Source organism: Paenibacillus sp. CB74, assembly GCF_055687625.1.
This window is the reverse complement of the sequence record NZ_CM146009.1, coordinates 5,396,500-5,422,588: the sequence shown is the minus strand read 5'-3', so window position 1 is coordinate 5,422,588 and position 26,089 is coordinate 5,396,500. Positions and strand designations below refer to the sequence as shown.

The window sequence follows — 26,089 nt, the reverse complement described above, 5'->3', positions numbered from 1 at the left end:
CCACAAATAAAAATATATCATTTCCCAAGCAGATGTCTTCCTCTATTGAATAGATAGATTTTCATAGAAAATAATGTATTTTATCTTTTTAGTTGCTATAATGGAATAAAAAGTAATATATTTGAAGCAATCACCTACATAGTCAGCTGAATAACAAGTTTCCATTGAGCTCTCAACCCCTCCACTCCAGGCAACACATCCATTTACATATAGTGCATTCAAGCCACTAATTTTGTCTATTAAAGGAGGTGAACCGGAGAGCGCTGTATATCTGATTTCCCTTTAATTATTATTGGGGGATGTGTTGATTGCTCTTTCACCACTCCTAACCGAACACTGCGTCGCCATATGCATGATCTGTAAGAGTTTATGGTATTACGTATGAAGTCTCAACCATTCTAAGGAATATAGGAGTGTGTCCAATGAATCATTTATTTTTCCCCAAATCTTTTCGAGTTTTTTTGGCTTGCTTGTTGATTCTTGCATTTGCCGTACCAGCGACCGCTTCTGCCGGCTATCTTGGAGATAAGCTCACGATCGGCCAAAGTATGGCTAAGGGAGACTATCTCACTTCGCAGGATGGCAGATTTTCAGCCATTTGGCAGAATGACGGGAATTTTGTCATCTATCAGAATGGTTCTTCTCTTTGGAGTAGCGGTACCAGTAACAGTGGGGCTCTTTCGTTCAAGTTTGAACCACAATACGGAAAACCTGTCATGTATAAATATGGCATGAAATATCAAGATGTGTACCAATATGGTTATCGTTATGGTTTCAACCCGGCTACAGGTAAATACGAATATTACACTGGTTGGGGATGGGATAAAGTTTTGGTGATTGATACTTCTGTACAGGTAGCTGCTTGGTCTCCCAACACCACCTCATGGATTCCAGGTCATCATGGGGGCAGCTTACCATCTAACACAACAGGTGACACACTAGTCATGCAAAGTGATGGTAATCTAGTTCTCTATAACACAACTCTGACCAATGACTATTATCCAAATAGTTGGATTCCTGTCTGGGCTTCGAATACGGGCGGTCGCTAAAAGGTAAATGGATGGGCACGGAATAACTATAGTACAATGAGCCGCATACTTTGCGGCTCTTTTCTGGTATCTAACGTTTTCCGATCCACTCACCAACTTGTATGCACCTCACCGGATAGTAAAAAAATCTGAGGAATCTATTCGATTCCTCAGATTAGCTCAAGATAGCGTGCACATTCTATTAAGTTCAAGTATGTTCACGATGCAAGATTACCACAGATCTTCGGGGATGTACTTCAGCATCGTTTCGGAGCCATCTTCATTGATCTTAAACGTATGGGTTCTCGTTGCTTCCTCAACATGTCCAAATGACCATTTGTCCAAACGGTTGTCTGGATATGAAGGTTCCGCTCCAGTCAGAGGACCTCTATACAGCATTCCGTTAATCATCTTAACGGCTTCCTCTCGGGTAATCTGACTTCCAGGTTGGAAGGAAGCATCTTTATACCCTGATACGATACCGAAACGAAAAACTTCATCGATGGACTGCTCCGCCCAGTTCCCCTCAATATCTGTAAACGAACTGATTCTCAAGATATGGTCCATCTTCAGCTCTTTGGCAACACCAAGATAACGCGCAATGGCTGTTGCCAGCTCTGCTCTTGTAATGGGCTGATCCGGTCTGAATGTATGATCCGCATAGCCTTTAAATATTCCTTTATTTGCAACAGCTTCGATATAATCGGCACCCCAGTAATCTGTAGCAACATCACTGTACCGCTCGACGTGTCGAACCTCATCTTGCAAATGAAGCGTCCGGGCAAAAATAGCTGCAATCTCTGCACGAGTGATGAGCTTTTCCGGTTTCACCTTACCGTCTGGGTACCCCATAATATAACGGTCATGTTTGTGCTCATAACGATTAGAGTACAACATCACTTTAATCAAGGACGTATCGTCTTGTGTATTTATAAGCGTAAGCTTATGATCTGAGCCGACCTCTGCGGTAACAGAAGCATAGATCTCGCCTTCTGTCATTTCGTTAACCTTTAATTTAAACGTCAGTTGGCCACGCGTGTCTCCCGCCAGCTTACCAACATTCCATTTTATTTCTTGGCCGGTAACAACGCCGCCGTTGGCATCAACTACACTCATTCCCGCCGGGATCGTAGATTTAACATACAATCCATCAGCCTCAGTTAACGTTTTATTGGCGTAAATCACCGTAAAGGTTAGAATATCGTCTTCTCTGCCCTTCATTTTGTCCACAAGAATGGCTGTGGCAAAGTCGATTGGCTTGGTCGTTATGGTTGTCGGAGGCTCGGTCGTTGTGACTGGCGGCCTGACGGAATCAGTCGTTACAACTGGAGAACCCCCTCCGTTGGATGTCGGCAGTGGCGTCATGCTAAAGTCGTACAGCACAATCTCCGTACCTACATGAATTAGCGGCTGGTTCGTATCGACAACTCTGCTATCAAAGTCCTTATATCCTGCTTTGGTCGCGGTTAAGTAGTAATCTGTATGCGGAAATACCATGAACGCATACTGCCCAGTCGCATCGCTCGTCTGTGGGTTCGCGTTATCCGCTGGTGGGAAATTGACCACAGGTGGCAAGTTGACCACCGTTCCGTTGCTGTAATGAAGCGTAACGATTGCACCGGATATTGGACGACCGGTTACGGAATCGGTAATTGTACCGTATGGGTCAATGAGTACCTCACTAATACTGATTTGTCCGTCTGAACTGATTTCAATATCAGCATGGCCGACAACAATAGGTTGTGTTCCACCGCCCGGAAGCGGAATGTTATAGATGACATTAGCAGTGTAGCTGCCCTTAAGCACACTGTCGATATTGAATATTCCATCAGAGTCAACTTGGCCTGTATGAGCCCCATTGCCGTCATTGATTATAACCGTATAACCGCCGCCCACCGTTCCGTTGAGTGCCAGGGATCCACCCTGTGATGTTTCCACCAAGACAACACCAGAGACTGTTTTATTCCCCTCAAAGGATCGGCCATCCACACTGGAATTTACTGGAACACTCTGATTAAACGTGACGGATTTTTTCTGTCCGCCAATATCTACTTGCTTCGTAATGGATACATCGTACGTCACATTACCCTGCGGTACAGCCAGGGTGTATACTCCATCATCCGCTGTAACTGCAACAGCATGAAAATCAGCAATGCCGTCACCGTCAAAATCTTTGCTTACTTTGATTAAAGCCCCTTTTACAGGGTGACCTACCTGGTCTGTGACGACGCCCGTAATAACACCAGGGGTAATGGTAATATAGATGGTGTCACTCACATGGAGACCTCTAGGTTTATCGTCAACCGTTGCTGTCAGCGGTATGGACGCAGACCCCGTACCACCAAGAACTGCCGCGGTGAAGGTTGTAGTTGCGATGCCATCGGTATCCGTTAAGACACTTACTGTGTTGGAGTTTCCAACAAAATGACCATAAGTTGTATCTGGCACATCAAATACGACTTCAATCCCTGCCTGAGGACGACCTTCTTTATCAGTCACTACCGACTTAAAGATGGATGTAGATGTGCCGTTACCAAGTATCGACGATGGGTTGGCTGTCAACGTTATTTCGAACTCCACAAGCTCGAAGTCCTGAATAACAACCCCGTTCCCATTGCCGTTGACCGTAGATACGGAAACTTCTCTATGAGCGTGGCTATACTTGTCGCTAATCACTTCTAACATATATTTATTGATCACAACATCTTCAAAGGTGTACTTGCCATCTGAATCCGATGTGACCCGTCCCTTCTCTTTACCTGCAAGGTCACGTAGAATTACTGTTGCGCCTAAGATCGGATTCCCGGTTTCTTTATCCATGACCGTTCCGGCAATGCTCGGGTTGGTCATTGTGATTGTCACCGTGGCTATATTGGACTGACCTGTTCCGTCAGAGGCTTGATAGGTGAACGTTACACTGCCGGAAGCTTCTTCTTTTGCCTCGAACGTGAAGGAGCCGTCGGAACTGGCAGTCAGCGTACCTTTGCTTGCGTCGCTAATTGAACTGATATTCACTGCAATGAGGGTATCATTCCCTGCGCTAGTATCGTTGGATAAGATTCCGTTTTCTACCGGGACAGTCAACGTATTTCCTCTGACAACCTGATAGCTGTCATTCTTGGCAACAGGTACCGCTCTGAATTTTGCATAATAGTCTCCAGCTGCATGAACAGTAAAGGTATACGCCGCAGCTGTACTTACTGGACTGCCTGTACCTTCTTCATTGTCATACCAACCTGTGAATGAATAGCCTACAGCCGGATTAGCCGTAATTATAGCTGTTTCGCCTAATCCATAAGTATCATCACCCGAAGTCGTGCCGCCATCATTCCCAATGACATGCGTAGTGATTGGCATCGTAATTGTGATCGTCACCGTCGCTACACTCGAATGAACAGTTCCGTCAAAGGCTTGGTACGTAAACGTCACCTTACCGAATGTGTTCTCCTCCGCACTGAACGTGAACGATCCGTCTGGGTCCACATTCAGCGTGCCCATACTTGGATCGCTGATGGAGCTGATATTCATTACGGTGAGCGGATGATCCTCATCATCCTTATCATTCGAGAGCAAACCTGTCTCGACTGGAACGGTGAGTGTATCCCCACTCTTTATGCGATAATTATCATTTTCTGCCACAGGCTCATGTGTAGAAACGGGTAGCGTAATCGTGATTGTCACCGTAGCTTCATTCGAAAGGGCAATTCCATTATCAGCTTGGTAGGTGAACGTCACAGTACCAGACGCTTCGCTATCCGCCACGAACGTAAATGAGCCATCTGAATTCACATTAAGATCGCCTTTGCTCGGATCACTGATTGAGCCGATATTCACCGCCGTAAGTGGACGATTACCCGCATCTGTATCGTTCAGTAAGATACCCTCTGCCACCGGAACGGTGAGCGTATCTCCCCGCAAGACACTATAAGTGTCATTTTCAGCGAAAGGCAGTGTATCAAATTTAGCATAATAGTCTTCATCCGTCTGAACGGTAAACGTATAGGCTGAATCCATACTTACTGGAGTACCTGTGCCTGCTGTGTTGTCATACCATCCCACGAATATATAGCCTTGATCCGGGCTAGCTGTAAGTGTCGCTGAATCACCGATATTATAGGTGTTATCCCCTGCAGTCGTCCCACCAACAGTTCCGATGACATGTGTAGTGATTACTGCTGTTGTTACATCCGTTACATTGGTAGTTACTGTATTGGAACCCAGGTTCAATCCCGTTATTACAGCATTATCGCTGACTAATGTCTGCTGCGTGCTTGGTGCCGTTATAGTAAACGTGAGCACTTTGCTTCCGTTCGCGGGAACATCAATTCCCGTTTGAGTTTGACCGTCACTGGTGACGCTGAGTCCTGTTTTTGCCGTATTGGTATAGTTATAAATGGTGACTGTATAGTCCATAGAACCGTTCGTTTGAACTGTCGCTGGACCTGTCTTGTCAATTCCCATCAACAGATCAAGCCTGCCGTTGTTTCCAAGTTTCATTGTCGCCTTGCCCTGGTTCAGCGACTCCTCGGTTACGTACGATGCACCGATTCCATCTGTTTTGGAGATCGTCTGCTTATTCGTTAAAGCAAGATAATAAGGGCTGTCCGTAGGCGGGAAGAAATAAGCTGCTGTCTTGGCCCCATCGATAGCATTACCCGAGTTGAGATAGCGGGATATTTCCCCGACTTGATTTGGTGATACCTGAAAAGTCGGTTTTACTTTATAGCTGAGCTTAAAAGAACCTTCTGTTGGTGGACTATACTCCCCAGACTGTGGGTTGGTCCGGTTTTTGAACCGGTAAATATGCTTCTGCATATCTTCAGCGTCAATATACCAGGTCAGACTGCTCACGCCTGCTACCGTCTTGATGACAGCCCTGCTCCCGTAGCCAGCAAACTGGTAGGCTGTTCCTCCGGTTATGGTCGTAGTTGTATCCACCGCTGCAACAGCATCCCCGATTCTCAAGGTGGACAGATCCACGCTAAAGTCCTCGCTGATTTCGTCTGTGACCACGATGGCACTGGCTATATCAGCCGTCTCTGAGCCAAGATCGGTAGTCTCCGGTATATTCAGAAGTGGAAGTATGGTTGTAGTAGCTTCTACATCATTGGCCAATCCAGCAAAAGCTGAGCTGACGATGTCATAGGTCGGAGCAAATGTATAATAATTGCTGTAGACAAAGGAATCTGCGTAGTTAAAACCATTTGGCCCTTGGGCCGCATACGTTTTCAACCTTTCATACGTGTTCTTTGCCGTACCATAGTTATAATCACTATCTTCTTTATGATCGTTAACTCTTTTCGGGTCAAGACCCGCCCATGCGTAGACTGGCTGGCTACCACTATATGGTCCATTAATTGCCGTAGTGGAACCCAGTCCAACCGTATACACTTTGGCCTGAGTGGATTCTCCTCCATTATAGGCAGTGTACTGACTATCCAGGAGACCCTTCATATAAGCGCCGGTGAGTATAGTCAGCGCTGCGATCTCCGGATCGCCTGTATTGGCCAGACTGGTACCGGCAGCAGCTGGCACATATTTGGTACCATCAGTGCCACTCTGATTATAGTTTGTGATCGTTGTAGCTTCGGTTAATGCATTGTTATAATCCGTTTCAAATGATTTGCCTTTTGGCGAAGAATACCATGCCTTCTTGGCATGAATCGCCGCCCCGTCCGATAGAAGGAACAAATAAGGCTGGCGCTTAGGTCCTGCACCCTTGGTTCCCACATTTCTCATCGTCTTCGAAACGCCATACATGATGCCATCCTGTGTTGGTGTTCCTGCCCCCAGTGAAACCGCAGATGGTGTTCCAACGGCACCGCCATCCTTGGTTAGATTACCGTTCACCGTGATGGTTTGGTTCGTTGCATATTTCAAATAATCTTCCGCTCCATGTCCTGAACTAAAATCGTAATGTCCTAGTTCCATAAACGTACCAAGGTGGTTGGAGTTAGCCGATCCGCCAAACCAATACACGGCAACCCGGTTATTCGGATTCGCATCCATGACTGTGCGGATTGCATCATTGGCTGCCTTGGCCATCGCTTCAACACGATAGTATACACCGGGCCCACCTGCTGTTTCAGCTATTTCTCTGCCATTCAGATTACCCATAGACGAACTCATGTCCAAAATAAAGGTTACGTCCGCCGCAGGACCGTCAGCATTGCCGCTCCCTCCGACTCCTGGATTCGTCGAATTTGCCGTCATATATTCTTGCGCTAACGCAGACAAACTGACATTGAACCTGCCATCACCTTCTGCTATGACACTCTTGTCCGTCCAAATGCGCCCGTCTGATGCAGCTGTGCCAAAACTGCTAGGCGGCGTATCTGTCTTCGGGTCGGCAGTTAACTTGACCTGGTACTGACCATAGTTTGCCTCCGCCACAGTTGGCGCAATTGCCGCGTTGGCCACGGAGCCGACTAAAGGAGCAAGACCACTAACCCCAATTATTAGACACACCGTAAGCGCAATTGAAATACATTTTTTAATACCGTTGTTCATACTTATTTCCTCCGTACAAATTGAAATGTAAAATATACTGCATCCTAATACAGCAAAGTCCTTGTGCTTCTTCGTCTACAACCCGCACTGTTCAAAAACGATCTATTGCAACGTTTATTACCTTCTTCCCGTCTCCAGATTTATTGCGATTTTTAGTATAATCATTTACTCTAAACAAAAACTGAACAAGAACGTGATGACAGTTGTTTTTACCTGATGGAATTACAAAAATTGAAGTGGTAATAGTAGAATTGGAAGAATAGAGGATGTATGATTGCGAGAATTTATTCTTATATAGCATGAAGAGGAATTAATTAGTGAATTGAAAATATAAAACGCCATAGCTCTGCTTTCTTAAAATTTAAAATTGTACAACATGACGAAAACGCAAACGGGACAAAGCAGGATGAATCTCTGCTTTGTCCCGTTTGAACGTATCGGTGTTCATTCTTTTCACCGATGTATATTTTTAAGGGCTTTTGAGACAGCCCCGCGATTATATAAAATTTCAAGGAGGAAATGTAGAATTAGCTTAATGCTTTTACCAAAGATTCTCCAAATTCTTTAGCACCATCTGGACCATCACCAGTGATAATATCATCATGAGCAACAACATGTTTTTCAACATATGTTACTTTATTCGCTTTTAATTGATCTTTTTGTACATCTACTGGATAACAAGTAGCCTCTCTTCCGGTAAGTAAACCGGTTTTAGCTACAGTAACCGCACCTGCACAGATTCCTGTTACAAGAACTTTATCCGTGTACGCTTGTTTCAAGTAATCTTGTAATTCTTGATTCCCCCATAGATGATCGTTCGTGCCGGATCCACCAATAACGGATACAACATCATAATCAGAAGCAATAACGTCTGAGAAAATGACCTCAGCAGTTGCTTTACCTTCATAATCCCCTATGATTTCACCTGTTTTTGTACTTGCAATGGTCACATCAATTCCGTTGCTTTCCAATTCGGCTTTTGGTTGAAATAATTCGTCCTCATTGAAACGTTCTGGTGGTATAATAAAGAGTGCTTTTTTACTCATTTGTAGTTCCTCCTAGGTAGTGAAAAAGATTTGCCGGTAAGACGACTATTTCATTCTACTGCTTGTTTTCTTCACTGTGAAGAATGCACTTTTGTGTAAGAAGGTTACCTACAGGTTACAATTGATAGGAATAAGGGGGTACGAGCCTATGCCAGATACTTTTAGAGATGAAGTTAAAGAAAAGATCATAAATGGTGATTATAATTGTGAAAAAGAACTTACCTTATCCATTCTAAGTGGTAAATGGAAAATTGTTATTTTATGGCATTTAGGTGTAGAAGGACCCTATCGGTTTAGTGATCTGCAAAGGCTTTTTCCAAAAATATCTCATAAAATTTTAACGAATCAATTAAGAGAACTGATGGAAGATGGAATAGTTCATCGCGAGGTTTATCCAGAAGTTCCACCCAAAGTGGAATATTCCATGACTGAATTGGGAATGACTCTACTTCCTATCGTTGAAATGATGTATGAATGGGGAAAAAATCGGATAGCAGAAATCATAAAAGAAATAGATATTCCGGAATCAAACAATTAAGCCTCCACTCATCGTTCCTTCCTTTATATGATCTCCCTGGCGTTACTTTTCAAATCAATTCGTTTAATTGGCCTTCACCTCTGTATTCAACTAAAATTCATTTATGCTTAAGACCTTAAGGCTAGTGATCATTTCAATATAGTACTAATAAAGGGCATACTAATAAGGAAAGGATGTGGTTCATCATGACTACAATGAAGGCGGTAGGATTAACTCGTTACCTTCCAATTGACGATCCCCAAAGCCTGGTGGACATAGTTGTAGAAAAACCAAAAGCAACAGGTCGTGACATTTTGGTCAAAGTTGCGGCCATATCGGTCAATCCTGTAGATACAAAGGTACGAGCTCCTAAGGAAAGAGTGGAGGAAAACCCTAAAATTCTAGGTTGGGATGTAGCAGGGGTCGTGGAAGAGACAGGACCGGACTGTTCATTGTTTCGTCCCGGAGATGAAGTTTTTTATGCTGGCAGTATTGCACGACAAGGCGGAAACAGTGAATACCATCTGGTCGATGAACGAATCGTCGGGCGCAAACCTGTTTCCTTAAGTTTTGTGGAAGCCGCCGCTCTTCCCCTAACCTCCATTACAGCTTGGGAAGCATTATTCACCCGAATGTCTATTTCCCAAGATCCGGGCCTCAATAAAGGAAAGACTCTGCTGATCATTGGTGCAGCCGGGGGTGTAGGTTCCATTGCCACTCAGCTTGCAAAACAAGCGGGGCTTACTGTAGTCGGAACTGCTTCCCGATCGGAAACGGTTAACTGGGTTAAATCGATGGGCGCGGACTATACCATTAATCACCATGAACCGCTCCTTCCACAACTTCAAGCAATTGGATTTACAAACGTTCCGTATATTTTTTGCCTGAATGCGTTGGAAAAACACTGGGCCGGTATTAGCGAAGCTATCTCTCCGCAAGGCGTTGTAAGCGCAATTGATGATCCAACCTCTCCACTGGACCTCAAATTGCTTAAGCAAAAAAGCGTCACCTTCGTATGGGAGTTTATGTTTACTCGCGCTATTTACGAAACAGATGACATGATTGAGCAGCATTTATTGCTTAATCGTATTGCTGATGCTGTGGACCATCAAAAATTAAAGACAACACTGACCGAGGTTCTTGGACCCATCTCAGCAGAGAATCTCCGTCAAGCCCACAAATTTTTGGAGAGCAATAGGACGATCGGTAAAATTGTATTAGAAGGTTTTATTTGAAAACCTGTTTGCAGAGAGTATTAAAAAATGAGGTTTCTCAATAAATCTGTGATTCGATAATTGCAATTAGAGATAAATATTAAGGCCATCCTTTTGTGGGATGGCCCTTTCTTTTCTGGTTTTTGCTAAAGTAACGTACCCGAAGCGTCTGGCTTGCCTTAACTAATAAATATTGATCTCTGGACACAACCCCACGAAATAGGGATTTCATATAATAATGGAGTAGCAATATCAGAAAAAACACGAATGCATAATCCTCACTCTCCAATTCCATAATAGATCCATTCGTGCAGAATTCAAAGCATGTTATTACAGGAGGGCGATTATGAAGGCTGTAACATTCGGTGGAATGAAGAACATGCAAGTGTAGCAGGTCCCGGATCCAACGATTCAGAAAAACGACGGGATTATCGTCAGGGTCACCTCGACCGCCATATGCGGTTCCGATCTTCATATATACCAGGGGGCGATTCAAGCGCAACCCGGATACGTGGTTGGACATGAACCGATGGGCATTGTCGAAGAAGTGGGCCCCGAGGTGACAAAAGTCAAAAAAGGGGACCGGGTTGTGCTCCCGTTCAATATCTCGTGTGGGAGCTGTCATTACTGCCAGCATGAAATGGAGAGCCAATGCGACAACTCCAACCCCAATCCCCAAGTGGATACGGGAGCTTACTTTGGATTTACCGAACGTTACGGGAATTATTCGGGCGGACAAGCCGAATTGCTATACGTGCCGTACGGCAATTTTATGCCCTTCGTTATTCCGGAGTCATGCGAATTGGAGGATGAGAATCTCCTCTTCCTATCCGACGTACTGCCGACAGCCTATTGGAGCGTGGACAATGGCGGCGTGAAGAAGGGAGATACGGTGGTGGTACTCGGCTGTGGCCCTGTGGGCTTGATGGCACAAAAATTCGCCTGGATGAAAGGAGCTAAACGGGTCATTGCGGTCGACAATCTTCCGTACCGACTGAACCATGCCAAAAAAATGAATAATGTCGAAATCTTCAACTTTGAAGATTTCGAAGACATGGGGCTGCATATAAAAGAAATAACGAGCGGGGGTGCGGATGTCGTCATCGATTGCGTTGGAATGGACGGCAAGAAGACCCCCTTGGAGGAGGAAGAGCAGAAGGCCAAGCTGGTTGGCGGAACGCTCAGCCCGATCAACATCGCGATGAATGCGGTACGGAAATTCGGCACGATTCAGATTACGGGGGTATACGGTTCTAAATACAACCAGTTTATGTTCGGAAACATTTGGGAACGAAACGTAAAGTTGACCATGGGACAGGCGCCCGTGATTCATTACATGCCGATGCTGTATCAAAAAATTGTGGCAGGCGAGTTCGATCCCACGGAGATCATCACGCATAAAGTGCCGCTCGATCAGGCGCATAATGCGTATAACACTTTCTATAACCATGCCGATGAGTGCATTAAATTCATCCTGAAGCCTTAGATGATGGCATGAAAAGAGGGGCTGTTCCACGGGGCATTGTACCCTGATGGACAGCTCTCCATGTTAACTTGTACTCATAACGGGTATGTACCTTTCTTTATTGCTTGCCAAGAACGGGTCTTTGGAGACCGTTCTTTTTTTCTGATCTCTAGATATCGCTGGACAACAATAGCATGTTCGTTTTTTTTAATTTAAGAAGATCGTAAACTGCTTTATACGCCATCAAACCTGAAACGTAATGCGGTTTGAAATGCAAATTAACGGTTGTATAATTTTTCCGATTACAGAGCAAGATAACACGACATGATTTTGATTACTTTAAGGAAGGAGAAACAGACTATGGCGGAAGAATATGATCCTCAAATGAAAAATCATCACATGTCCACATGGCTTGATGAATTAAAAGAGAAATTAAACCATATGGATGATGCCGAAGTTGTTGAGCACAGCATGGGTCCCAGTGCTTCAGTCCATCTTTTGTACATAAATACGTTAATCAATCAAGAACGTTTAAACGAGGTGATTATTCAGCCACTTCATCGATCTGACGGCAATTCGCTTTCTTCCTGCTTAACCAACTCCAAACTTTCAGAAGTTATATCGATCGAAGATGCAGAGCAAAAAATAATGCAAGGATTCATTCTTCTATATGATTCAGTCAACAATCAATGGTTAAGTGTGCAACTGGAAAACCCTCTTGGTCGTGCAGTAGAACCTTCCGAAACGGAAACGGTTATATATGGAGCGAAAGACAGCTTCAGTGAACAAATCGATAAAAACATTACCATGTTGCGCAGGCGTTTACCTATAACGACATTAAAAACGGAAAGCTTCACTATCGGTTCATTAAGTAAAACGAAAGTCGTGTTAATGTACATAGACGGATTAACTAATCCAGAATTTGTTTCCCTCGCAAGAGATAAAATTAATAGTGTGGATTTTGATCAATTTTTAGACTCCTCTCAGCTTGCAGCTTTTATTGAAGATCACAATCATACGGTCTTTCCACAGTTTCTACAAACGGATCGGCCGGATGCCTGCGCCTACGCATTAGGTGAGGGAAAGTTGACAATATTGGTCTCCAATTCACCGTTTGCCCTAGTGTGTCCTATTACTTTATTTCATCTATTCCAATCACCAGAAGACTACTTTCTTCGTTGGCCGATAGCCAGTTTTTTACGTTTAATCCGGTATGGGAGTTTTATTGTTTCTTTGACGATGATTCCTTTTTATGTTGCGTTAACGACATTTCATTACCAAATGGTTCCACTTCCGATTCTTTTCGTATTATTGGAATCGAGAAGCAAATTGCCCTTTACTCCGTTTGTGGAAGGATTATTCATGATCGTAACGCTGGAAATCATCAAAGAAGCGAGCTTGCGAATGCCCACCAAAACCAGTCAAACGCTAGGGGTTATCGGTGGTATCGTCATTGGACAAGCGGCTGTCGAAGCAGGCTTTGCAAGTAAGGTGTTAATTGTATTGATGGGTATATCGGCTATTGCTTTCTTTTTAGTTCCCAATTATCAAATGACAAAATCCATGGTGCTGTTGCAAGTTGTTCTTCTTATCCTTGCATCGTTTCTTGGGTTGCCGGGAATCGTAATCGGGCTGATTGGGATTCTTGCACATCTCCATGGATTAACGTCATTAGGTCAACCTTTTTTAGCCCCGATTTCTCCTTTTCATGGGAAGGATTGGATCGATCTCTTTATCCGCGGCCCTTTAATTTGGATGAAAACACGTCCGAAATACCTAAAACCACTGCGGAAATCGCGGAAGGAGATGAAGAAGTGAGAAGTTTATTCTTATACAATCGAACTTCCCCTATTGGTGGAATTTATTTTCTTTTTTTGGTCAATCGCATGCAAATGCATTATTTTATTTTAATCATGCCCGTTTATTTGGTCCATTCGTATATGGTTTGGGGAATTGTCGTGATGGGACTGCTGTCCCAACTTAACTTGATGATGATGTCCAAATGGTTTAATTCCAGTTATGCAGCGAAGGGCTATCAAGGATTTTTGCAGCTTTTTGGCAAACGGGCAGTTCAGGTTTTCGCGATACTTGGTTTTTTGATCATATTGTTCAAAATTTCAATCATCACACTGGGATACGTTGAAATGCTCCATAGTTTTATATATCCATCGATGAATAAAAAATGGCTGATCCTAATGATTCTTTTGATCAGTTTATTTGTGGCTTCACATGGAATGGAAAAAACATTGCGTTTTGTCATCATCGCCTTTCTTTGCGGGGCTTGGATCGTAATCATGTTTATTCCTTTTTTCTTTCCGCCGATTGCAAATTACCGCGATTTGTATCCTCTTATCCCCACTGAATGGTCGGGACAATCATGGCAGGGTTTGCTGTTTATTTGGTCGGCCTTTTCCGGTCCAGTATATCTGGTCTTTATGGCTCCATGGTTAAGCTCCAATAAAAAAATATCGAAATATCTGGTGATTGGAAACATGCTGACGATCATAGAATTTTCATTATTGTTCATTGCTTCGGTATTGTTTTACGGTTCCAACTTCTTAAGCAAGATCAATTTTCCAATAGGATATATGGGAAGTTACATTCAAACGAGCGGTTTAGAACGAATCGATCACATCCTTATCTCCTTCCACATGTTTAATTATGTGTTTGACATTTCAATTCTTCTGTTGTGTTTATATGGAGCCGGAAGAGTCTTTATGAGAAAAATGAACAAAGGCGCGACTCGGATCGGATTTTTGTCGAGTTGGTTCATCATTTTGATAAGCATCATCTTAATGGATCAATGGTTATGGGAAACGATTCCGGGTCAAAAGATGTTACTGAACATTCAAATCTGGCTCGGCGCATTCATTTATTTACTTGTTCCTGCGATCCTTTTCACTGCAGTTAAACGAAAGGAGAGTATGTAGCTATGCTACCGTACAAGCACTATGGTTTATTAGCGAGTGTATGTCTTATGTGGATGGCGGGCTGTTCTTCTCCTTATGTCGAGAACAACTTAATAGAGGAGATCGCTCCGGTGGTGTTCTGGTCGATTGGCGAGGGAACAGAAGGAAAGTTGAAAATCAGCACTTTAGTTCCACCACTCATTCAAGAAAAAAAGCGTCTTCTCTCCAAGGAAGTTGATCTGTTAAAGCAGGGAGGCAGGGAATTTAATTTAATTTATTATCAGGAATTGAAGCAGGGGCAGCTACGAATGTTATTAATCAATGAGGAGCTGGCAAAAAAGGGAGGCATTGAAAAGATGATCAATACGATATTGGTTGATCCCGATATTTCAACGCGTGTCTACTTGTTGATTGTCAGAGGCGATTTTGATGAATACATAAAAAATCAATTGACGAAGCAAGAAAACCAAGATTATTTTCTTTATCGGATGTTAAAACATTACGAGAAACATAACCAAGGTGAAATGAGCATCGTCGATATTCATCAATTTATGAAGATGTTATACTCCCCTCTTAAGGATCCGATCCTGCCCGTTTTTCATTCCGATAAGAACAATTTCGATTACCTAGGAACAGCCTTATTCCAAAACGATAAAGAAGTCATGGTCATTCAAGACTTGGACGACAACATTTTTCAACTTCTGGATAATGATCATTTCCTAAAAGTCTTGGCCATTCCAAAGTTATCTATCAGTTTAGGACGTGTTCGATCCAATGTTCGCATGAAATTATCAGAGGACTATTCAACCTTGTCCTTGCATGTGGGATTGCAAGGAAGAATGGAGGAATATCAGGGAGAATTGGATATTCAAAGTGAGAAACAATTGGAACAGTTAATTCATGAAGTTAAGGTCTACCTTGAGGAACAAACGTCAGATTTAATAAAAAGAATGCAACGGTGGAAAGTGGATCCCTTAGAAGTCGGAACCCATTCGCTTAAGCCATTTTCTAAAGAAATAACGGAAGAGCAATGGTTGAAGTATTGGGAAAATATGAAAATTAATGTTGACTACGAAATCAAAGTACATCCTTTAATTAATGGATCGGTTCAAGTGAGGTAGCGGCCGATGCTACTAACCTTCTCCCCGTTACTTCGCAGTGTCTGGGAGGAAAGAAGCTTCCACTGCTACACGGAATCTTAACCGCTACAAAGACTGCATTCTTCTGGAATGCAGTCAACACCTCCTGGTGCTCTATTCGTCAAACACTGATTATAAGGATGAGGCGCTTAGAGTCTTATTTTTACGCAATAGGAGTACCATTAGGTATTGTTGCCTCCTCCACTAAAGTCTTTAACCGCTCACGAAAATATCTGTCACGCTTTCCAGACAGAACTTAATAAGTTCCGTGCGGTGTTGCATTTTACTGCGCTGGGCGGAACGGTTGCAGGAGTCGAATTCCTTGCTCAATGGATCCCTCCATCAGCTCTAAGAGCTGAGGCACCAGTTCCTGCATCCGGGGGGCGCTTAGGTGCCGATCGAGGGCATCCCGGTTTACCCAGCGCTCGTAGATGATGAATGTGCCCGGCTGACCTTCTACCTCGTGAGCCTCATAGTCAATGTTGCCCAGGTCGTTGCGTGACGGAGTGACAGCAGCAGCCATGAATGCCTTCATCTCGGCTTCTCTCCCTGCCTTGGCTCTCGCCTCCCAGAGTACAGTAACGTAACGGTTCTTTGTATCGTTCATGCTAATTCCTCCTAATGTATAAACACTTCGTATAGCTTTTTGTCCAAGAGGGTATGTGAAAATGCCCATTACTGCAGTTTCATCTGGCTGCGGAGCATCCGGTCGAGAAGTTTGTCTGGGAGAATACGGACCAGTCGAGTCAGCAGTGCCGAATCGGAACCGACCGTATAGCGGGTGCGGGGCTTTCTTTCGTGGATTGCGCGTGAAATCACTGCTGCCACTTTCTCAGGGCGAATACCGTCCTTTGCCCACGTTTCAGCCTGAGCCTTCACGGCGTCAAAGAGACGATCATGACGATGGTGCTGGTCCGGTGTCATCAACTTGGCCAGCCGGTCCGCTGTCGTAATCCCTTGTTCCGACAGGCCAGTGCTAACACCACCCGGAGTGATCATAATCACCTTGAGACCAAAAGAGGACATCTCCCTGCGAAGACTGTCATTGATCGCTTCCATAGCATACTTTGCAGCCGAATAAATTCCGAAACCAGGCATGGAGATCTTGCCTCCAACCGAACCAATATTGACCACGCGACCGCCGCTGTTCAGCAAGGCCGGGGTAAGTGCCTGAATAACCGCCACCTGTCCGATCACACTGACTTCAAACTGGCGACGAAATTCATCAAGCGGAACCATTTCAAGAGGTGCATTAACGGCGATGCCGGCATTGTTGACCACTGCCCGCAAAGGGCGACCAAGCGGATCTTGCTCCACCCGTTCAGCCAGCGCCTTTAGTGAGTCGATATTGGTAACATCGACGATCACCGGCTCGATATTTTTGCGTTTGATTTTGTCGGCGTCTTCCTGACGACGAACCCCCGCCAAAACGTGAAATCCTTCAGCGGCCAGCTGCTCCGCGGTAGCCCTACCGATGCCGCTGGACGTACCTGTGACCATGACCAGTTCTTGCGTTTTGAATGACATGATAACCCTCCTAGGTTTGATAAGATATGGATCATGGTATAGCGGTGCTATACAAAAATGTCTATAGCAGTGCTATATTTTTTTTGAAGTGTTGTCCTGCTGCCCGAACATCGTTTTGACGGGCTTGGCGTGATGCACTCGAAGCTCACGAAGTACTATGGCGGGAGGGGTTGAGATTTATCGTTGCGTTGAACTTATGGAAATGGGGGTGCGTTTAATGTCGCATTATCCAAACATAAAAAAGATCGCCATCCTCCTGGAAGTCCAGGTTGGATAAGCGATCTTTCTTTTACTTCTTCTAAATTAGGGCTTTGCCTGAAGTCCCCAGGCTCTGTCATCGAATCCCTCATTTTGAATCGGCGTCCGGCCTTTGGATCAATATGATCTGCATTACGCTTTCCCGAATGAGATCAACGACATCGGGTTGGGGTGGGGATGCCTTACGAATCTGGGCCGTCACATACAGCCAAGAGGCCGTATTGGCGGAAGCCCAGACCAGATCTGCCGCAGCCTGGGCTGAAACAGCCAGTTTGCCTTCAACGGCGACTCTCTGAACATTGTGCACTAGTGCTTGGTACGAGTGATCTGCCGCCTCAATATGGGCGCCCTCGAGCAACCTCCCCATCATCGCCGCATAAATCCGAGGACGGGTTGCCGCGAATCGCACATAGTCATCCCATCCTTGACGAAGAGCCATCTCTGGAATGGGGGACTCCACTGCGGCAATCTTGCTATCAAATAACTGTTTGAACGCTTCCACTATAGCTGCACTCAGGAGACCATCGGCATTGCCGAAATGGTGGTAGAGTGTAGGAGCCGTAACCTGAGCGATTGCAGTTACGGCTCGCGTCGTAAATTGGGCTCCGCCATCCTCCTCGAGTACCTTAAGAGCTGCTGCCAATATTTTGTCATATGTGTTCATATGTCCATTATAGCAGTGCTATACTCGTATGTCCATGACATAGGTTGTACACCTGTGACCAAAGTCTTCGGGTGTTATCTGGCTCAGTAAGATAAGTTTATGTTCATATTTTGAAAAATAAATGTGATAGACTACTAGAAGGAGAATTGCCGTTTTATACTAAAGAAACGCTACATAACTGAATGCAGGCAGGTCTTACGATAAACATAGTCAGAAAGGAAATCCCATGAATAGTTCCTTGAAGCAACTCATAAAATCACCCGCATTTCCCGGTGGAATCATAACCATTCTGATATTTTCTCTGGATCACTTTCAATTCGAACTTGTTGATAAATTTCTGCTTTTTGCGGCTTTAGTCATTGTGCCTCTTGTGATTTTACTTTTGAACCATGACGCAAAAAATAAACATCAACGAGTGATTTATGCTGCTATGAAATGGCTTCAATTTCCCGCTGCGCTTCTTACCCTAGCTTCGATAATGAGTAGTAAGATATGGGGGTTAGAAATTACGACAATCCCAGGGATTCTGTCCCTTGGGTGGCTACTGTTCACCCTGCTGCTTGGCATCTATGGCTTGACCACAATTGTGATCTCTAAAGGAAAAGCGGCGGAAGTAGCGATTGGCGCGGGGCTCGTTTATTTTTTTATCGGGGGCATTTGGTTTACCTTATCTCAATATCAATTGGACCTCTTCCAAGCTAATCCAGCAACGCACGCGTTAAGCTCGGTTCACTTTCATTTTTCATCTGCAATCGTTCCCATTTTTATTGGTGCACTGGGACGCATCATGACGAAGAAAAGCTGGTATCCCTGGGTCGTTGCCATTGATATCATCGGACCAGTCTTGATTGCTACGGGTATGATTTTCTCCAAGCCGATTGAATACATTGGTGTCGCTTTGTTCGCCTGCAATATTGTAGTTTACACCGCTTATCTCCTTGCTTACTTGAGGAAAAATACTTTGGATATTAAGGCAGCCTTCTTCTTAGGCCTTTCTTGCCTAGCCTTTTACACGGTTGTTGTCATTTCCATCTTCTATCCGTTACTGAAAAATATGTACTCCTTAACCATACTCGATTTTATTCCTATCTATGGATCTCTGCATGCGTTTGGTTTTGTCTTATGTGGACTAATTGGTTGGGTGTTTATGGTAGACTCCATTAAGGAAAAGACTAACCAATCGGCTTCATAGGAGTAGTTTAGTCAGGTTCGTGCTATAATAGTGATCACATAAATAACATTCATCATTCTGCCGAGATGGCGATGATTAAGGAGATTGAATTTTGACGAACAACCATGATATTGGAGCAGTGAATGAATTACCGGAGAACTTTGAAGAGCTCAAACGAGCGGCTAATCGGACTTCAAGCTGGAGAGACAGACTGAATGCGGTGAACGAATTGGGAAACTGGGATACAGCCCCTGCCATTAAGTTGCTTCAGCATGTTTTGAAAAATGATCAAGTGTTCCAGGTGCGTGAAGCCGCATATTCCAAGCTGAAACAGTTGGATGAAGATGTACAAATGCCTGCCAAAAACAAAGGTGAGCTGTTTAAAGGTACTAACAAAATTTTGCTGCGGATCAAAAAAAGCCTTCCTGAAGGTCACACATTTGAGGAATTCAAGGAAAAACTGCAAAAGACACGTCTGGATCTTTATGATACTTACGAGGGCGACAAAGATGCTGAGTTCGACGCCTGGCTCCATGGGATTTGGGAGACACTAGGTAGAAGATAGCCGCTGTTCACCGTATATTAGCTAAGTACGTACAAAGCCACTCCATCAAAATGGAGTGGTTTCTTTCTTTCTTCAGCGTCACCTCCATCAGATATGGGTTATTTTTTCTCTAAAAAATCACCACTGTCAAACTGACCTGACAAAAAAACGCCCCGTCTACTGATTCTTAAAATCAGTAAACAAAGCGCAAAGTTAGAGCCTTTTTGAACAACTTCTATACGATTTATTCTGGGATATACGGAAGATCCAGTGTCTTTGGAACGTTGATGACATGCTTTTCGGTATACGTGCGGATCCCCTCCGCGCCGTATTCACGTCCAATACCCGATTGCTTGAATCCACCGAAAGGGAACCGAACGTCGAGCCCCTGCACAGCGGCGGTATTAATCATGGTCGTTCCAGCTTCAAGTTGACGTGCGACGGAGATGGCATCATCTTCTGTGCCCCACACCGAACTCGTCAATCCATATATGCTCTCATTGTGCAGTTGAATAACCTGCTCTTCATCGTCAAATGGCAGAATCGGAACCGTAGGACCAAACTGTTCCTCCACGACAATCGGATCATGAACATCGCAATCCAAAACAAGCGTAGGCTGTAGGTAGTAACCTTGGTCAAAAAGCTTCTGATCTAAAATTTGGCCGAGAGGGATGATCTTAGCTCCGCGCTTTTGCGCATCTTCAACCAAACCAAGCACGACATTCTTCTGCTTCAGGTTATTCACCGGACCTACCGTCGTATTTGAATCAAAGGGATCGCCAATTCGAATCCAGCGATTTGCCGCTTCTATATATTTTTCCACAAACTCATCATAAATCGAACGGTGTACATACACACGTTTGGCGATCATACAGATCTGTCCTGTTGTCAAAAAATTAGAAATGACAATCCGGCGCATGGCTCGCTCATCATGAACATCAAAGCTTTCCAGGAAGATCGCCGCATCATTGCCACCAAGCTCAAGCGTCATATCCTTAATCGTTTCTGAAGCTGCTATGATAATATGCTTAGCAGTCGCGGTTCCACCAGTAAAGGCGATCTTCGTAACATGAGGATTCGTGGTCAGTTCAACGCCCACATCCGCATCACCATGAACAACATTGATTACACCAGCCGGGAACTCGCTGGCAATAATCTCTGCGACCTTCGCTGCCGCCAGCGGCGCATATGGACTCGGTTTAAGCACAATTGTGTTTCCCGCAAGTAAGGCAGGAGCGATCTTAATCGTAGACAAAGCAATGGGATAGTTCCATGGACTAATCGCTGCCACCACACCCATTGGATCATAGGAAAGAATTGTTTTACCATTCTCATGCTCTCGTATCTCTTCCTGTAGAGCCGATGTAACTTCATTACAAGCAAACTCCATCCACATTAACGAAACATAAATTTCACCGTGCGCATCATACAGGGGCTTGCCATGCTCTCTGGACAGCAAATGTACAATTTCATTCTCAGCAGCTCTAATCTTCTCGATCGCCTTGCGCATCATGATAATGCGTTCATCAATAGAGGTCTGCTTCCATGTTTTAAAAGCCCCTGCCGCCGCTTCAATCGCTTCAACGGCTTGTTCTTTTGTAGTGACAGGGAAATAACCTACAATCTCCGTTGGGTTGGCCGGATTCTCTTTTGCTAACTGCGAAAGGGATTTTACATTCTGACCATTAATGAACGCTTCAACGATAACTGTCTCTTGGTCTGCTTGGATCGTCATTTTAGATCCCCTCCGTTATTTAGATGGATTCATTCCACACTTCTTCTGCAATTTCCTTCACATAACGAAGTTTACGCCATTGTTGTTCTTCCGTTAGAATGTTGCCTTCTTCTGTAGATGAGAAACCACATTGTGGGCTCAAACATAGTTGCTCAAGGGGTACATAGGCTGCCGCCTCTGCAATCCGGGCTTTAATCTGTTCTTTATCCTCTAACTCGCCTGTTTTCGATGTGAGTAAACCAAGCACGATTTTCAAATCTTTTCGATTCACATATTGTAATGGCTCAAAACCACCTGAGCGCTCATCATCAAATTCTAAAAATAATCCATCTACGTTTAAGCCTCCAAAGATAACTTCAGAAGCGTACTCGTAACCACCCGTTGAGAAATAATTTGATTTATAGTTACCGCGACAAATATGCATCGTCACAACTAAATCTGCCGGTTTATGAGCCAAAGTCTCGTTAATCATTCGCTGCATCGTTTTCAACTCTTCCGCCGGTTCCAGACCTTTGGCACGCAGCTTATCGTGACCAGCTTCTGAGAATAGATCTGCCCAAGCGGTATCATCTAATTGCAGGTATCGACATCCCGCATCATAGAAGGCTTGAATGGCTTTTTGATACGCCGCAATCGTATCTTGAAGGAATTGCTCCCGGTCCGTATAGATATTGGCGCCATTCTCCAATCGATATAGAAGCATGTTGGGACTTGGAATGGTCTGTTTCGCGAGAGCGTCACCTGCATGCTTTTTCAAAAATTCAAAATCCTTAACAAAAGGATGACTCGAAAAATCTACTTTACCAACAACACGAATCCCACCCTTGCGAGTCTGCATGTTATGGAATTTTGGTCCGTCTATTTGCTCATACAACTCTACGCCATCCAAGCCACCCAGAAAATCGAAATGCCACCAGCTTCTACGGAATTCGCCATCCGTAACGGCCAATACGCCATTTTCCTTCTGCTTTTCAATGATTCGAATAATCTCTTGATCTTCCACAGCTCTTAATTCTTCATATGTGATGTTGCCTGATTTATATTGTTCACGTGCCTGACTTAAGCTTGCAGGACGTAGAAAGCTACCTACATGATCATTACGAAATGGTATCATAGTTATTTCTCCTTCTAACTTTTTGGTTCACTGAGTATAGCATGATTGGAAAGATAGTATGTTATATGAAAAAAACATGGCTGGTTATAGCTTTTAACAATAGCTAAAGCCTCAAAAGGCAAAAAAACACAACCTCATAGCGTAGTGATGTGGTTTATAAAAAAATCATTTTGGTCTAGCATCTGACTTCCTATCTCTCCCATTACATTTATTTTCTAGTATAATAACGGGATACAACAAACATTTTATAATAGAAGGAGAGTTGTTATGGAATATCATGTATCCAACCATGGGAATGATCAAGGAAAAGGAACAGCAGATCAACCCCTTCGTACCATATCACGCGCTGCGGCTCATGCCATGGCTGGTGATACCGTTATTGTTCATGCGGGAGTATACAGGGAATGGGTTAACCCGGCGAATGGAGGAACAGCGGAGCATCGAATCGTATATCGATCCGCGGGAGATGGGGAAGTCGTGATAACAGGAGCTGAGCGGATTACTAATTGGCAATCTGAAGGAGACCATGTTTGGAGCACAGAAGTGCTCAATTCCATCTTTTCCGTCCGTAATCCCTTTGAGATTGAGCTCAGTGGAGACTGGTTGTTTGACGGGCCTTTCCCAGTTCATCTCGGGGATGTCTATCTGGATGGAAAATCATTGTATGAGTGCAATAGTGTTGAAAGCGTTCACAATCCTGAAATTTGGCCTGAAGCAAAATATCCCAAGGATTCACTGATGAAATGGTATGCGGAAGTGGGGTCTACGACAACCAAAATCTGGGCCAACTTTGGCGGAAAAGATCCTCGTACGGAAAATGTAGAAATTAATGTACGTCCTTATTGCTTCTGGCCTGAACAACCGGGACTGAACTACATAACCGTAAGTGGTTTCACACTTCGCCAAGTTTCTCCTCAATGGGCACCACCTACAGACTACCAGGAAGGTTTGATTGGACCCCACTGGAGCAAGGGTTGGATTATTGAGAACAATATCATCAGTGAATCCAAGTGCGTTGGGATTAGCCTAGGTACCGAAATCGGCACAGGTCACAGCAGGTCTATAGAGAAGCGTAGTAAAGGCGGTACTCAACGGGAGCAGGAGGTTATTTTACGAGCATTACGCTCCGGCTGGCATAAAGATCGCGTCGGTAGTCACATCGTTCGAGGTAATGTGATTCATGATTGTGAACAGGCCGGTATTGTGGGCCATATGGGAGCAGCCTTCAGCCGCATTTACCAGAACCGTATTTATAATATTCACCACAAACGGCTCAGACATGGTGCCGAAGTCGCGGGAATTAAACTGCATGCTGCACTGGATACTCAGATGAATGAGAATATCATCTATAGCTGTTACCGTGCGCTTTGGCTGGACTGGCAGGCACAGGGCACTCGCATCAGCCGTAATGTATTTTTTGACAACATTTCCGAGGACCTCTTCGTTGAGGTGTGCCATGGTCCATATATGGTCGATCACAATCTATTTCTATCTCCGATGAATTTCAGAAATATGGCTCAGGGCGGGGCATTTGCTCATAATTTGTTTGCAGGTCGATTTGTGGTTCGTTCCGAAATTACACGTATCACGCCATATCATTTCCCTCACGAGACAGCCATGGCCGGATACTCCAATATCACTGGAGGCGATGACAGGTACTACAACAATATCTTCTTGGGTGATAACGATGGGAATAAAGAACCTGTTCCGATTACCTTCTTTGAGCATCTTCCCCTTAAACCAAGGGATGAAGTTGGAGAGGACGGAAAGACGGTTATGGACGGGGTTCCGGACAATTCCATATGTTATCTGCATGCTGTGGGACTTGGTGGCTACGATCAACATCCTGATGTGAAAGATAAGAGATGGTGGGAATACACCAAAGAGGAGCTTATGGAACTTGGCGATGCCGCGAAGGATTTCTTTATAGGCAATGCCGTTCTTCCGGTGGCTATGGGTGGCAATGTATTTCTTAACGATGCGGTTCCAAGCACTCATGAATCAGATGCGAAGATCTATGCTCAGAAAGGCATAAACGTTGAGATTGATCCTGCGTTAGGTAAGGTGCATATTCAGATTCATGAGCCCGAATTGCTTCGGGGAACCACTGCAATGTTAGTTACCACAGATCTGCTTGGAAAGACGTATCACGCCGATATGAAGTATGAGGAACCAGACAGCACTCCATATCATTTTGACTCCGACTTTTTCGGAACAAAGAGACCCGATGCAGATGTCACACCAGGTCCGTTCGAAATAACCGAAAAGGGTACTATTGAGTTTGAGATTTAGTTTATGATTGAGGGTCCAGTTATTTTAGATGATTGGATCAAAATATAAAAATAAAGCCACTCCTTATATGGAGTGGTTTCTTTGCTTATCATAGGACTACTCTAATATAGAATATTAGTTCATTTTAATTCCAAAATTGATTCGCCACTAATTATCGTACCGTTATTCTTACCTTCACAAATTTCTTTCATTGAGCCTGGTTTATCGAAGTCAAACACATGCATTGGCAGATTGTAGTCTCTTGCTAAAATGAAAGCTGATTGGTCCATTACCTTTAAGTTGTGTTTTAAAACGTCGTTGTAATGAAGCGAATGAAATTTCCTTGCATCTTTATCAAATTTAGGGTCTGCATTAAGGATACCATCAACACCTTGCTTAGCAACTAATAAAGCGTCACAATTAACCTCGATGGCTCTCTGTACTGAAGGATAATCTGTTGTAAAGTAAGGTTGACCGTTCCCCCCTGCAAAAATTACAATATAGCCTTTTTCTAGATGGTGGATTGCTCTTAGACGGATGTATGGTTCTGCAACTGAAGTAATAGGTATTGCCGTCATTACTCGTACTTCCTTTTTGGTCTTGGCTTTAAGAACCCCACGAAGCATTAAACTATTTACTACAGTCGCAAGCGTCCCAATATTATCAGCTTCTGCCCTTTCTATCCCCCAGCTTTCCGCCATATTACCTCTGAAAATGTTACCCCCACCTATAACTAACGATACTTCAACGCCTAAATTTACTACTGACATAATTTCGTCTGCGATATGGTCTAGCCTCTCAGGTTCAAACCCAAACTCGGTATTACCAGCTACTGCACCACCACTGAGTTTAATTAGAACTCTTTTGTACCTTGTCAACTTTTACACCTCCGCGCAAATAAAAAACACTAAAGCAATACATGCTCTAGTGTCTTAATGGAACGAGAATATGAAATTGTAACAGTCGACAGATTGAAA

At 44.1% G+C, this 26,089-nt stretch carries 17 protein-coding genes and 1 pseudogene; 10 read left to right on the top strand and 8 right to left on the bottom strand.

Annotation, left to right across the window (positions count from 1 at the left end; translation table 11 throughout):
• The first annotated feature begins 422 nt into the window (after positions 1-422).
• A complete protein-coding gene (locus ACX9NY_RS24060; protein WP_253442194.1) occupies positions 423-1,049 on the top strand; it encodes a hypothetical protein in 627 nt (208 codons plus the stop codon).
• A gap of 210 nt (positions 1,050-1,259) precedes the next feature.
• Here the strand turns inward: ACX9NY_RS24060 and ACX9NY_RS24055 are convergent, their stop codons facing one another.
• Positions 1,260-7,538 (bottom strand): Ig-like domain-containing protein, encoded by a 6,279-nt coding sequence (locus tag ACX9NY_RS24055; RefSeq protein ID WP_472475468.1) that lies wholly within the window; start codon positions 7,536-7,538, stop codon positions 1,260-1,262.
• Positions 7,539-8,065: 527 nt separating this feature from the next.
• Positions 8,066-8,584 carry a DJ-1/PfpI family protein gene (locus tag ACX9NY_RS24050; protein ID WP_339238842.1) on the bottom strand — a complete coding sequence of 173 codons (519 nt, stop codon included), beginning with the start codon at positions 8,582-8,584 and terminating at the stop codon, positions 8,066-8,068.
• Positions 8,585-8,732: 148 nt separating this feature from the next.
• Here ACX9NY_RS24050 and ACX9NY_RS24045 point away from each other — a divergent pair, with 148 nt between their 5' ends.
• The 6 genes and pseudogenes from ACX9NY_RS24045 to ACX9NY_RS24020 all read left to right on the top strand — a co-directional run bounded on the left by ACX9NY_RS24045 (position 8,733) and on the right by ACX9NY_RS24020 (position 15,810).
• Positions 8,733-9,122 (top strand): winged helix-turn-helix transcriptional regulator, encoded by a 390-nt coding sequence (locus tag ACX9NY_RS24045; protein ID WP_253442200.1) that lies wholly within the window; start codon positions 8,733-8,735, stop codon positions 9,120-9,122.
• A 185-nt stretch (positions 9,123-9,307) separates the two neighbouring features.
• Positions 9,308-10,336 (top strand): zinc-binding alcohol dehydrogenase family protein, encoded by a 1,029-nt coding sequence (locus tag ACX9NY_RS24040; RefSeq protein WP_339238844.1) that lies wholly within the window; start codon positions 9,308-9,310, stop codon positions 10,334-10,336.
• 325 nt (positions 10,337-10,661) lie between these two features.
• Positions 10,662-11,801 (top strand): annotated as a pseudogene (locus ACX9NY_RS24035) (zinc-dependent alcohol dehydrogenase).
• 339 nt (positions 11,802-12,140) lie between these two features.
• Positions 12,141-13,598: a spore germination protein gene (locus ACX9NY_RS24030; protein ID WP_472475465.1), complete on the top strand. Its 1,458-nt coding sequence runs from the start codon at positions 12,141-12,143 to the stop codon at positions 13,596-13,598.
• Entirely contained in the window at positions 13,532-14,710 is a 1,179-nt protein-coding gene (locus ACX9NY_RS24025; protein ID WP_472475463.1) for a GerAB/ArcD/ProY family transporter, read from the top strand. The genes ACX9NY_RS24030 and ACX9NY_RS24025 overlap by 67 nt, the downstream gene beginning before the upstream one ends.
• Positions 14,711-14,712: 2 nt before the next feature.
• Positions 14,713-15,810, top strand: coding sequence for a Ger(x)C family spore germination protein (locus ACX9NY_RS24020; RefSeq protein ID WP_339238848.1), 1,098 nt, complete (start codon positions 14,713-14,715; stop codon positions 15,808-15,810).
• A 301-nt stretch (positions 15,811-16,111) separates the two neighbouring features.
• On the opposite strand, the gene ACX9NY_RS24015 is transcribed toward ACX9NY_RS24020, so the two are convergent.
• The 3 genes from ACX9NY_RS24015 to ACX9NY_RS24005 form a co-directional block, all read right to left on the bottom strand.
• Complete coding sequence (locus tag ACX9NY_RS24015) at positions 16,112-16,504, bottom strand: putative quinol monooxygenase (protein WP_339258088.1); 393 nt, start codon at positions 16,502-16,504, stop codon at positions 16,112-16,114.
• Positions 16,504-17,355, bottom strand: a complete 852-nt coding sequence (locus ACX9NY_RS24010) for an SDR family oxidoreductase (RefSeq protein ID WP_253442214.1) — start codon at positions 17,353-17,355, stop codon at positions 16,504-16,506. Before ACX9NY_RS24010 ends, ACX9NY_RS24015 begins: the two co-directional genes overlap by 1 nt.
• A 346-nt stretch (positions 17,356-17,701) precedes the next feature.
• The gene (locus ACX9NY_RS24005; RefSeq protein WP_339258092.1) at positions 17,702-18,277 is read right to left on the bottom strand and encodes a TetR/AcrR family transcriptional regulator; all 576 of its coding nucleotides are present in this window, start codon (positions 18,275-18,277) and stop codon (positions 17,702-17,704) included.
• 226 nt (positions 18,278-18,503) lie between these two features.
• On the opposite strand from ACX9NY_RS24005, the gene ACX9NY_RS24000 reads away from it, so the two are divergent.
• Both ACX9NY_RS24000 and ACX9NY_RS23995 read left to right on the top strand, forming a co-directional pair.
• Complete coding sequence (locus tag ACX9NY_RS24000; protein WP_472475458.1) at positions 18,504-19,469, top strand: YndJ family transporter; 966 nt, start codon at positions 18,504-18,506, stop codon at positions 19,467-19,469.
• 91 nt (positions 19,470-19,560) lie between these two features.
• Complete coding sequence (locus ACX9NY_RS23995; protein ID WP_472475456.1) at positions 19,561-20,013, top strand: HEAT repeat domain-containing protein; 453 nt, start codon at positions 19,561-19,563, stop codon at positions 20,011-20,013.
• A gap of 223 nt (positions 20,014-20,236) precedes the next feature.
• Here the strand turns inward: ACX9NY_RS23995 and ACX9NY_RS23990 are convergent, their stop codons facing one another.
• Both ACX9NY_RS23990 and ACX9NY_RS23985 read right to left on the bottom strand, forming a co-directional pair.
• Positions 20,237-21,727, bottom strand: a complete 1,491-nt coding sequence (locus tag ACX9NY_RS23990; RefSeq protein ID WP_472475454.1) for an aldehyde dehydrogenase family protein — start codon at positions 21,725-21,727, stop codon at positions 20,237-20,239.
• A 19-nt stretch (positions 21,728-21,746) separates the two neighbouring features.
• Positions 21,747-22,841 (bottom strand): 5-methyltetrahydropteroyltriglutamate--homocysteine S-methyltransferase, encoded by a 1,095-nt coding sequence (locus tag ACX9NY_RS23985; RefSeq protein WP_472475451.1) that lies wholly within the window; start codon positions 22,839-22,841, stop codon positions 21,747-21,749.
• 267 nt (positions 22,842-23,108) lie between these two features.
• Here ACX9NY_RS23985 and ACX9NY_RS23980 point away from each other — a divergent pair, with 267 nt between their 5' ends.
• Positions 23,109-25,133, top strand: a complete 2,025-nt coding sequence (locus ACX9NY_RS23980; protein WP_472475447.1) for a right-handed parallel beta-helix repeat-containing protein — start codon at positions 23,109-23,111, stop codon at positions 25,131-25,133.
• A gap of 119 nt (positions 25,134-25,252) precedes the next feature.
• On the opposite strand, the gene pyrH is transcribed toward ACX9NY_RS23980, so the two are convergent.
• Positions 25,253-25,990, bottom strand: a complete 738-nt coding sequence (pyrH, locus tag ACX9NY_RS23975; RefSeq protein WP_472475445.1) for a UMP kinase — start codon at positions 25,988-25,990, stop codon at positions 25,253-25,255.
• Positions 25,991-26,089 lie beyond the last annotated feature (99 nt).

Coding starts and splice junctions, on each gene's coding strand:
- ACX9NY_RS24050 (WP_339238842.1), bottom strand. CDS start 8,584: ATGAGTAAAAAAGCACTCTTTATTATACCACCAGAACGTTTCAATGAG.
- ACX9NY_RS23990 (WP_472475454.1), bottom strand. CDS start 21,727: ATGACGATCCAAGCAGACCAAGAGACAGTTATCGTTGAAGCGTTCATT.
- ACX9NY_RS24055 (WP_472475468.1), bottom strand. CDS start 7,538: ATGAACAACGGTATTAAAAAATGTATTTCAATTGCGCTTACGGTGTGT.
- ACX9NY_RS24030 (WP_472475465.1), top strand. CDS start 12,141: ATGGCGGAAGAATATGATCCTCAAATGAAAAATCATCACATGTCCACA.
- ACX9NY_RS23980 (WP_472475447.1), top strand. CDS start 23,109: ATGGAATATCATGTATCCAACCATGGGAATGATCAAGGAAAAGGAACA.
- ACX9NY_RS24015 (WP_339258088.1), bottom strand. CDS start 16,504: ATGGGCATTTTCACATACCCTCTTGGACAAAAAGCTATACGAAGTGTT.
- ACX9NY_RS23985 (WP_472475451.1), bottom strand. CDS start 22,841: ATGATACCATTTCGTAATGATCATGTAGGTAGCTTTCTACGTCCTGCA.
- ACX9NY_RS24045 (WP_253442200.1), top strand. CDS start 8,733: ATGCCAGATACTTTTAGAGATGAAGTTAAAGAAAAGATCATAAATGGT.
- ACX9NY_RS24005 (WP_339258092.1), bottom strand. CDS start 18,277: ATGAACACATATGACAAAATATTGGCAGCAGCTCTTAAGGTACTCGAG.
- ACX9NY_RS24020 (WP_339238848.1), top strand. CDS start 14,713: ATGCTACCGTACAAGCACTATGGTTTATTAGCGAGTGTATGTCTTATG.
- ACX9NY_RS24040 (WP_339238844.1), top strand. CDS start 9,308: ATGACTACAATGAAGGCGGTAGGATTAACTCGTTACCTTCCAATTGAC.
- ACX9NY_RS24000 (WP_472475458.1), top strand. CDS start 18,504: ATGAATAGTTCCTTGAAGCAACTCATAAAATCACCCGCATTTCCCGGT.
- ACX9NY_RS24010 (WP_253442214.1), bottom strand. CDS start 17,355: ATGTCATTCAAAACGCAAGAACTGGTCATGGTCACAGGTACGTCCAGC.
- ACX9NY_RS24060 (WP_253442194.1), top strand. CDS start 423: ATGAATCATTTATTTTTCCCCAAATCTTTTCGAGTTTTTTTGGCTTGC.